Here is a 2,381-nt window from a genome sequence, read left to right on the forward strand (position 1 = left end):
TTTAATCATTGATGCAGTGAGCTGGCGTATTTTGGCTGATGATTTATGTCGTTTGTACCAAGGCGAACGCTTAGGTAATAAAGGAAGCAGTTATCGCCAATGGGTTGCTGCTCTTGAGGGGGATGGCTGCAAGAATCAAGAGGAGAAGGAATATTGGAACGGGGTAATGTCTGACTACATCCCCATTAATGCCTCATTAAAAACCACTGTTTCTCACAGCGTTGATCTATCCTTTACCAAGTCATTAACAAGCCGTTTATTGCATGAAAGCGGTAAGGCTTATAACACCCAGATTAATGATATTTTATTGACAGCCTTAGGTTTAAGCTTATCGGAGCTAACAGGTCATTGGGTCCATCATGTGGTGTTGGAAGGGCATGGTCGGGAAGAGATTAATGCTGAAATCGATGTTTCACGAACCCTGGGCTGGTTTACTACGTTATTTCCGGTGCGCATAGAGGTTTGCCAAGATCTGGTGCTCAGTTTAAAACGAGTTAAGGATGCGCAAAGACAGATACCACAGCATGGTGTTGGTTACGGTGCACTGTTTGGATACGAGCAGAACTCTCTTCCAGAAATCAGTTTTAACTATTTAGGGCAACTTGATAAAGGTTCAGTAAACGACTGGGACTTATGTTCTGATGCGGTTGGGGAAACCAATGATCCATTAAATAGGGATACGTATCTGTTCAACCTAAATGGCTGGGTCTCTGAAGGCCATCTTCAGTTTAATATCGTAAGCCGATTACCGGAAGCAGCATTATCCGTTGTTACTGATAAGTTCACAGTTTATCTTAAAGCATTGGTGGAGCACACGGCATCTCAATCACGAACCTATTTAACGTGCAGTGATGTAGAGCAGGTTGTTGCTCAGGATTATCTCGACCGTCTCCAAGAACATCAAGAACTTGAAGCAGTCTATAAGGCAAGCAGTCTTCAGCAAGGCTTTATTTATCATGCCTTAACTCAGGGAGATACGGATGAGGCGTATCGAGTGCAAATCTCATGGCACTATAAGTCCGCTATAGATAAGAGTAAGTTGAAGGAGGCTTGGCATTATGCTCAAAGAAAGTACCCGGCATTAAGACTTCGTTTTGCCTGGGAAGAGCAGATGCTTCAGGTGGTTGATAAAGAATCAAGATTGAATTGGAATTATATTGAATGCGCCGATGAGGCTGAAATCCAGGATCTAAAAGCACGGGATAGATTAAGTGCTTATGACTTGTCTGAAAGTGGTTTGTTTCGTGTGACCTTGATTAAGCAACATGCAAGCCACTATACCTGTATCTTTAATAATCATCATGCCATTTTGGATGGTTGGGGTGTTGCGGTATTACTGGATTATGTTCATGAAACTTATAAACGACTGTGTGCGGATGAGGTGATTGAGTCCTCTGAAGATGTCGGTTATTTAGAGACCCAAAAATACATTCAGACAACCGGTTCAGATAAATTTTATTGGGAAGGCTACTTAAGCCAGTTAGATGAGCGCGTCTGTTTGGATGGTTTAGTTAAACCTGGTTTAAGAGATGTTGTCGTTAGTGAATATAAATACATTCACAAGACGCAGGAGCAGCAATTAGTTTTATCCCAATCCTTGAAGATTGATTTAATTCTTTTGTCACAAGAAAGAGGAGTGACGCTAAATGCCATTCTTCAATATGCTTGGCATAAAGTATTAAGTGTTTATGGATACAGCCGCCAAACAACGGTTGGCACAGTTATCTCTGGGCGTAATCTTCCGATTGATAATCTGGAGCAATCTGCTGGTTTGTACATTAATACGGTACCTCTGATAGTCAATCATGATGAGCGTAAGATAATAGACGTTATTCAGCAGATTCAGGAAGACATTAATGAAGCTAATTCTCATAGCAAGGTAAATTTAGCTGAACTACAATCTTCAGGTGAACGGCTGTTTGATACTTTATTTGTTTATGAAAACTATCCTGTATCTCAGTCTTTTACACATGATCAAGGGTTAAATATATGCATTGATGAAGTTGTAGAAAAGCTGGATTATCCGTTAGCCTTAGTTGCATATAATAAGGATGAAAACTTTAGTTTATCACTAAAATATACGGAGGATTTATTTTCTCAAGATATTATTGAGATGATCTTAACAGTTTTTCAATCAGTGTTAAGTGAGTTAATTAATAAAACATCCTTCAAATCCACAGAATTAAAATATTTAAATGATAATAAAATAACTTTAGGATTTAATCATAATTATCTTCAGTATTCTGATGCAAAAAACCTGGTAAAAACATTTGAATCACAAGTGCAAAGAAATCCTGATGGTATAGCAATTTCTCATGGAAAGCTAAAATATACCTACCAGGAACTAAATAAGAAATCGAATCAATTTGCTCACTATCTTC

At 38.8% G+C, this 2,381-nt stretch carries 1 protein-coding gene; it reads left to right on the forward strand.

Translation table 11 applies throughout. From position 1 onward, the window contains the following. Positions 1-2,381, forward strand: a 2,381-nt coding sequence (locus ELY21_RS15430; RefSeq protein ID WP_199741730.1) for a condensation domain-containing protein, incomplete at both ends; no start/stop codon positions are given.

This window comes from Legionella sp. km535 (genome assembly GCF_003990085.1).
GTDB lineage: Bacteria > Pseudomonadota > Gammaproteobacteria > Legionellales > Legionellaceae > Legionella > Legionella moravica.